The following is a 7,903-nucleotide window of genomic DNA, read 5'->3' on the forward strand; positions in this document are numbered from 1 at the left end:
AACACGCCCCAGACACCAGGCCCACATAACCCGTGCCAATCATCGCTACGCGCATCGAACCACCATGATCTGGGCGCCGCCATCGTTCGCGGCGCCTCGCCTATTCCAGCAATCGCGAAGCGGAGGCAAGCCGCGCCGTCACGCTCGCCCCTCACGACGCCGCCACGAAACGCCCCCGCATCGCGAAATCGCCCGCTGACAGCGCATGGCGCCGACCTATCGCCGCCGTCGCGTGAGGCCGCCGAGAAGGCCGCGCATCAGCTCCCGCCCGGCCTGTGACGCGACGGTTCGCACGAGCGTTACGGCGAACGCCTCCGCCATGGTCTGCCGATTGGAAGCGCGGCGGCCGCCCACGTCATCCCTCCCCAGTTCGCGCTCTTTTTCCCTCGCCTGGAGCTGCGCCTGGCGAGCCCGGCCTTGCAGGATCTCGTAAGCGGAGTCGCGATCCATCGGTTCGTCGTAAATCCCTCTTACCGGGCTCTGGCCTTGAACCGCGGCGCGCTCTTGAGGCGTGATGGGACCAAGGCGCGAGGCGGGCGGACGGATCAGCGTCTTCTGGACGATTTGCGGCGCGCCCTTCTCATCGAGGGTCGAGACGAGGGCCTCGCCGACGCCGAGCGCCTGGATCGCCTCCGCCGTGTCGAAGCCGGGATTGCTCCTGAATGACTGAGCCGCCGCCTTCAGACCCTTCTGATCGGCCGGGGTATAGGCCCGCAGGGCGTGCTGGACCCGGGCGCCGAGCTGGCCCAGCACCGCGTCGGGAATGTCGGCGGGATTCTGGGTCACGAAATATACGCCCACGCCCTTGGAGCGGATCAGCCTCACCACCTGCTCGATTTTCTCGAGCAAGGCCTTGGGCGCGTCGTTGAACAGCAAGTGGGCTTCGTCGAAGAAGAACACGAGCCTGGGCTTCTCCGGATCGCCGACCTCCGGCAGGATCTCGAACATTTCCGACAGCAACCACATCAGGAAGGTGGCGTAGAGCTTCGGTGACTGGATCAGCCGGTCGGCGGCCAGGAGGCTGACATAGCCCCGCCCCGCCGTGTCGGTGCGCATCAAGTCTGCGAGATCGAGGGCCGGCTCGCCGAAGAAGGCCTCGGCGCCCTGGGTTTGGAGAGTCAGAAGCCTGCGCTGGATCGCGCCGACGGTCGCGGAGGACACGTTTCCGTACTGCGTGCCGATCTCGTCCGCGTGGTCCGCCACGTATTTCAGCGCCGCCTGCAGGTCCTTAAGGTCCAGCAGGAGCAAGCCCTCCTGGTCGGCGACATGGAAGACGATCGTCAGGACCCCTTCCTGCACGTCGTTCAACTCCAGAAGGCGGGACAGCAACAGCGGCCCCATTTCGGAGATCGTCGCGCGGATCGGATGTCCCTTCTGTCCGAAGAGATCCCAGAAGATCATCGGCGGCGCGGCCGGCGCCAAGGCCAGATCCATCGCGGCGGCCCGCGCCAGCATCTTCTCGTTGGGCGCTCCCGGCATAGCCAAGCCCGACAGATCGCCCTTCACATCGGCGGCGAACACCGGCACCCCGGCGTCCGAGAAGGCTTGGGCCATGACCTGCAAGGTGACCGTCTTGCCTGTTCCGGTGGCTCCCGCGACGAAGCCATGTCGATTCGCGCGATCCAGGCGTTGTGTGACCGGGCTTTGTCCAAGCCCGAGAAGGATCTGGTTGTCACCGATGGCCAGCGGCATGAGTAATCTCCTTATCCCGGACCCTAGCCGGGGCCTTGAGCGCAGCCAATCGTGATGGGCTATGTCCCCACGCTTCAGTAGAGCCCTTGAAGATGCCCACCCGAGCCTCGCCTCCTTCCACCACCCGCAACGCCGTGGTGTTCCTGGCCGTCATCGCGGGCGGCGCGGCGCTCTACTGGATGCAGGACATTCTGACCCCGCTGGCCCTGGCCGTGTTCCTGGCCGTCATGATCGACAGTTTCGCCCGGGTGCTGACGGCGCGCCTGCCCGCCGTTCCGGCGCGCGTCGCCTTGCCCGCCGCGGTCGTCATCTCCGTCCTGCTGTTCGGCGCCTCGTTCTGGGTGGTCATCGAGAACGGGCGCGACTTCTTCGACCAGCTCAAGGACTACGCGCCGCGACTGAACGACATCATCGCCAGGGCCGCTCACGCCGTTGGCATTCATGTGGCCCCGACTGTCGGCAGCCTGATCAACGAGCTGAATCCGCAACGCTACATCGGCCAGGCCGCGCAATCGTTCGGCAACTTCGCCTCCAGCGCCGTGCTGGTGCTGATCTATCTGGGCTTCATCATCGCCTCGCGGCGGGGCTTTGCGCGCAAGATCGTCTCGCTGTTCCCGCAGCATGCCGAGCGCGAGCAGAACATGAAGCTGTTTCGGCGCATCCGCGACGGGGTGGAACAGTACCTGTGGATCCAGACGGTCACCGGCCTGATGATCGCCGTCAGCGCCTGGGTGGTGATGATGCTGGTGCGGCTGGACAACGCCTTCTTCTGGGCCTTCCTGATCTTCCTGGCCGCCTACATCCCGATCCTGGGCGGCGCGATCGGCTGCTTCATGCCGCCCCTGTTCGCCCTGGTGCAGTTCCCCGAGAGCTTCTGGCCGGCGATCATCCTTTTCGTGGCCCTGCAAGGCATCTTCTTCGTCGTTGGCAACGTGGTCCTGCCCCGTATGCAAGGCGACAGCCTGAACATGGATCCGACGGTGGTGCTTTTGTCCCTCGCCGTCTGGGGCGCGCTGTGGGGCGTGCCGGGCATGTTCCTGTCCACGCCGCTGACCGTGGCGGCCATGCTGATCCTGGCCCAGTTCGAGGGCTCGCGCTGGATCGCCATCTTGCTGTCCGAGGACGGCGACCCTGACGGCGAACGCCTGGGAGCGGCCACGCCGCGTCAGGTCGCCCGATCGCGAAAGAAGTGAACGCGCCTCTTAAACGGACGCGATAAGCCCCTATCTAGGGTTAGTCCGGCTCCCCCACCCGGACCCCCGCCGATCGCGGCCGGCAAGGCCGCCGCCATCGAAGCGGAAAACGCCCGCATCCCCCAGCGGGCCCGCGCCGCCGGCTTCCCCCAGCCGGCGGCGTTTCCGTTTCCGCGCCCCCTTTTTGGCCAGCCGTTAACGACAAGCTTTCGCCCGCGCGCTACGCTTTAAAGCTGCGCCGTCGGCTCCTTGGCGGCGAGCGCGCCGGCGGGACCGAAAGGTAGCTTATTCTCCGCATATGCGTTGAGTTTTCACCTTTCTCCGCTAGGTAGGTCGGAAAAATTTTTGAGGAAGCGGCATGAGCGGCGTAAAGATTGACCCAAATCACAACCTAGCCGCCGCCTACGCTCAGACACGCGGGAAGACGGTCCAGGAGCTCTCCCTGGCGGAGCGCGACTTTTTGGCCCAGGTCGACGCCGACTGGGCCGTCGAGGACGCGCCCGTCCTGTCGGCGCCGGCCGCCGCCGCTTCGCTTGTCGACTTCTGGGATTTCGCGGTCGGCGTCACCGGCGACCAGCCGGCCGTCCGCCTGCGTTCGGTCGGGGAAGGCGCGTCGGGACGCGACCTGCTTGAGATCGTCCAGCAGGATCGCCCGTTCCTGGTCGACAGCGTCATGGGCGAGATCACGGAAAGCGGCTTCCGGGTCCGGGCCATGTTCCACCCAGTGGTCGAGATCGACGGGATCGGTCGGTCGCTGATCCAGGTCCACCTCGATCCCGTCGGCGAGGACCGCGCCGAGTTCCTGCTGGAGCAGGTGCGCGAGACCCTGTTCGACGTCCGCCGCGCCGTCGGCGACTTCAAGGCCATGCGCGAGCTGATGCATCGCGCCATCGGCGAGCTGTCCGCCAGCCCTGGCGTCACCAGCGAAGAAGGCCGCCAGGAGGAGCTCGCCTTCCTGCGCTGGCTCGAGAATGACAACTTCGTCTTCCTCGGCGCGCGGGTCTACGAGTATCCGCGCTCGGCCGACGGCGGCTACGCCGCTGAAGAACCTCTCTACGAAGCGGAAGCCGGCCTTGGGGTCTTGAAGGACTCGACGCGAGCCGTGCTGCGCCGGACCCATGAGCCCGCGATCCTATCGGTCCAACTGCGCCGCCAGCTCGAGACCGGAACGCCCGTCGTGGTCGCCAAGTCCAACCTGCGCTCGCGCGTCCACCGTCGCGGCTTCATGGATTATGTCGGCGTGCGCCGCTACGGCTCGGACGGCAAGCCCTCGGGCGAGGTGCGGTTCGTCGGTCTGTTCACCGCCGAGGCCTATGAGACGCCCGCCAGCGAGGTGCCGCTGATCCGGCACCGCGTGGCGCGGATCATGCGCCGAGCCGCCAAGGCGCCGGGCAGCCACAACGAAAAGCGCCTGCGCAACATCCTCGAGACCTGGCCGCGCGACGAGCTGTTCCAGACCAGCGAGGACACGCTGCTGTCCATGGCGCTGGGCGTCCTGCACCTGATCGACCGACCGCGCGTGCGGCTGTTCGCCCGCATGGATCCGTTCGACCGCTTCGCTTCGGTCCTGGTCTACATTCCGCGCGAGCGCTTCGACACCGAGGTCTGTGAGCGCGCGGGCGCGATCCTGGCCGACGCCTATGACGGCAAGGTGCTGGAGTATTATCCGGAAATTTCCGACGCCCCCCTGGCGCGGGCTCAATTCATCATCGAGGTCACCCCCGGCGACCACCCCGAGCCCGACCTGGCGTGGGTGGAATCCCGCATCGCCGATACGGCGCTCACCTGGGAAGACCGTTTCGAGGCGGTGGTCCGCGCCGGCGGCGCGCCGGCGGGCGGCGTTCGCGCCTTGCTGGCCAAGTATGGCCGCGCCTTCCCGGCCGGCTATCGCGACCAGTATGACGCCCAGGAAGCGCTGCTGGACATCGACGTCATCGAGACGCTGGCCCCCGACACCCGGCCGCGCGTGCGCGCCTTCCGCCGAGCGGAGGACGACGCCCGCACCTTCCGCTTCAAGCTCTACCTGCGCGGCGCCGCGGCGCCGCTGGCCGAAGTGCTGCCGATCCTGGAGCGCATGGGACTGAAGGCCCTGATCGAGGACGGCTTCCGTCTGAGCATCTACGAGCTCGACGGCCCGCACTCGGTCTGGGTCCATGAGTTCGTGCTGGACGACCCCGCCGGCGAGCACATCGTGTTCGACGAGATCCGGCAGGCCTTCGAGGAAGCCTTCATCGCGATCTGGACGGGCCTGGCCGAGAACGACGGCTTCAACCGCATCGTGCTCGAACTGGCCGTCGGCTGGCGCGAGGCGGCGCTGATCCGCGCCCTGGCGCGCTATCGCCAACAGTCGGGCCTGGATCCCAGCCAGCAGGTGCAGGAAGCCGCGCTGCGCGACCATCCGGCCGTCACGCGCCTGATCCTCGACCTCTTCCGCGTCAAGTTCGACCCGGCCATCGCCAGCGACCTGAAGGCGCGAACGACCCAGGCCAAGGCCGTCGAGGCCAAGATCGTCGAGGCCCTGCAGGCCGTCGAAAGCCTGGACGCCGACCGCGTTCTGCGCCGGCTGGCCGCCCTGGTGGGCGCGATCCAGCGGACCAACTTCTATCAGCCGGCCGCCGATGGCGGCCCCAAGCCCTATATCAGCTTCAAGATCGCCTCCCGCGAGCTGGAAGACCTGCCGGCGCCCAAGCCCTTCCGCGAGATCTACGTCTCGGCGCCGCATATCGAGGGCGTGCACCTGCGCTTTGGCCCGGTGGCGCGCGGCGGCCTGCGCTGGTCCGATCGCCGCGACGACTTCCGCACCGAGGTCCTGGGCCTGGTGAAGGCCCAGCAAGTCAAGAACGCGGTGATCGTGCCGGTCGGCTCCAAGGGCGGCTTCTATCCCAAGCAGCTGCCGCGCGGCGGCGATCGCGACGCGATCCAGGCCGAGGCGATCCGCGCCTATAAGACCTTCCTGTCAGGCCTGCTGGACCTGACCGACAACATCAACGCCGACAACGAGGTCGTTCCGCCGACCTCGGTGGTCGTCCATGACGGGCAGGACCCCTATCTGGTCGTCGCCGCCGACAAGGGCACGGCGACGTTCTCCGACATCGCCAACGGCGTAGCCGAGGACTACGGGTTCTGGCTGGGCGACGCCTTCGCGTCCGGCGGTTCGGTCGGCTATGACCACAAGGTCATGGGCATCACCGCCCGCGGCGCCTGGGAGGCGGTCAAGCGCCACTTCCGCGAGCTGGGCAAGGACATCCAGACCGAGACCTTCACGGCCGTCGGCGTCGGCGACATGTCCGGCGACGTGTTCGGTAACGGCATGCTGCTGTCCAAGCAGACCAAGCTGCTCGCCGCCTTCGACCACCGCCATATCTTCCTCGATCCCGATCCGGATCCGGCGGTGTCGTGGGCCGAGCGCGACCGGATGTTCAAGCTGCCGCGCTCGTCCTGGGAGGATTACGACAAGTCGAAGATCTCGCAAGGCGGCGGCGTCTTCGCCCGCAGCCTGAAGAGCATCCCGCTGTCGCCCGAGGTCCGCGCCATGCTGGACCTGAAGGCCGAGGCCGTCTCACCGGCCGAGTTGATGACCGCGATCCTGAAGGCGCGGGCAGAACTGCTCTATCTCGGCGGGATCGGCACCTATGTGAAGGCCAAGGGCGAGAGCAACGCCGACGCCGGCGACAAGGCCAATGACGCCATCCGCATCAACGGCTCCGACCTGCGTGTGAAGGTCGTGGGCGAAGGCGCCAACCTGGGCCTGACCCAGGCCGGCCGCATCGAGTTCGCCCAGGCGGGCGGTCATGTGAACACCGACGCCATCGACAACTCGGCCGGCGTCGACAGCTCCGACCACGAGGTCAACATCAAGATCCTGACCGGCATCCTGGAGCGCGGCGGCGAACTGACCCGTCCCGATCGCAACACCTTGCTGGCCTCGATGACCGACGACGTGGCCCACCACGTGCTGGAGCACAATTACGATCAGACCCTGGCCCTGACCCTGTTGGAGAGCGACGCGGTCTCGGAGGTCGACGCCCAGATCCGCTACATGGTCGACCTGGAGCACCGCGGCCGCCTGGACCGTCGCGTCGAGGGCCTGCCGACCAATACGGCGCTGCTGGAGCGCAAGGCGGCCGGCAAGGGCCTGACCCGTCCGGAGCTGGCCGTACTGCTGGCCTACGGCAAGCTCGATCTGTTCGATGAGATCGTCGCCTCGTCGGCGCCGGATGATCCCTGGTTCGAAGCCACCTTGCGGGGCTATTTCCCCGAGGCGCTGGGCAAGTACGCCGACGCCATGCAGAAGCACCGCCTGAAGCGCGAGATCATCGCCACGGTGGTCGGCAACCAGATGGTCAACATGTGCGGCCCGACCTTCGCCAGCCGCCTGAAGGCGGCCGCCAGCTCGGATATCGCGGCCGTGGTCGTCGGCTTCACGGCCGCCCGCGAGATCCTGGGGATCGACGCCCTGTGGGATCAGGTGGGCGCGCTCGACAACAAGGCGTCCGCCGACGGCCAGACGGCGCTCTACAAGGCCCTGGCCTACGCCCTGCGCAGCCTGAGCTTCTGGCTGGCGCGCCGGGCCTTCCGCGACAAGTCCAGCGTCAAGGCGCTAGTCGAGGCGTACGGCCCGTCGGTCGCCAAGCTGCGCGGACAGACGCCCGCCATCCTGTCGCCGTTCGAGCAGAAGGCGGTGGCCAAGCGCGCCAAGGCCTACATCGCCGACGGCGCTCCGGAAGCTCTGGCCCAGGCGGTCGCGGCCCTGCAGCCGCTGACCACCGCGGCCGATCTGGTCGATCTGGCCAACGCCTCCAGCTGGAGCGTCGAGAATGTCGCCCGCCTGTATCACCAGGTCGGCGCGGCCTTCGGCTTCGACCGCCTGCGGGCGGCGGCCGGGGCCTTCGTCGGCGGCGACAGCTTCGAGCGCCTGGCGGTCCGTCGCCTGATCGAGGACATGCTCGGCGAGCAGGCCGCGATCACGCAGACCGTCCTCAAGTTCGCCGCCGACGAAGGCCCCGGCCGCCGCCCGC

3 protein-coding genes are annotated in these 7,903 nt (G+C 67.6%); 2 read left to right on the forward strand and 1 reads right to left on the reverse strand.

Annotated features, from left to right (window positions below):
• Nucleotides 1–216: 216 nt before the first annotated feature.
• Entirely contained in the window at nt 217–1,692 is a 1,476-nt protein-coding gene (locus tag AX690_RS12140; protein ID WP_066686164.1) for a helicase HerA-like C-terminal domain-containing protein, read from the reverse strand.
• Nucleotides 1,693–1,784: 92 nt separating this feature from the next.
• Between AX690_RS12140 and AX690_RS12145 the strand changes: the two genes are divergently transcribed.
• Both AX690_RS12145 and AX690_RS12150 read left to right on the forward strand, forming a co-directional pair.
• Nucleotides 1,785–2,885 (forward strand): AI-2E family transporter, encoded by a 1,101-nt coding sequence (locus AX690_RS12145; RefSeq protein WP_066686175.1) that lies wholly within the window; start codon nt 1,785–1,787, stop codon nt 2,883–2,885.
• 358 nt (nt 2,886–3,243) lie between these two features.
• Nucleotides 3,244–7,903 (forward strand): NAD-glutamate dehydrogenase (locus AX690_RS12150; protein WP_066730391.1); only part of this gene is annotated, 4,660 nt, incomplete at its 3' end.

It is taken from the genome of Caulobacter sp. CCH9-E1, assembly GCF_001556515.1.
GTDB lineage: Bacteria > Pseudomonadota > Alphaproteobacteria > Caulobacterales > Caulobacteraceae > Caulobacter.

Bases quoted from the DNA above. Each gene is read 5' to 3' on its own strand.
- AX690_RS12140 (WP_066686164.1), bottom strand. From the start codon at position 1,692: ATGCCGCTGGCCATCGGTGACAACCAGATCCTTCTCGGGCTTGGACAA.
- AX690_RS12145 (WP_066686175.1), top strand. From the start codon at position 1,785: ATGCCCACCCGAGCCTCGCCTCCTTCCACCACCCGCAACGCCGTGGTG.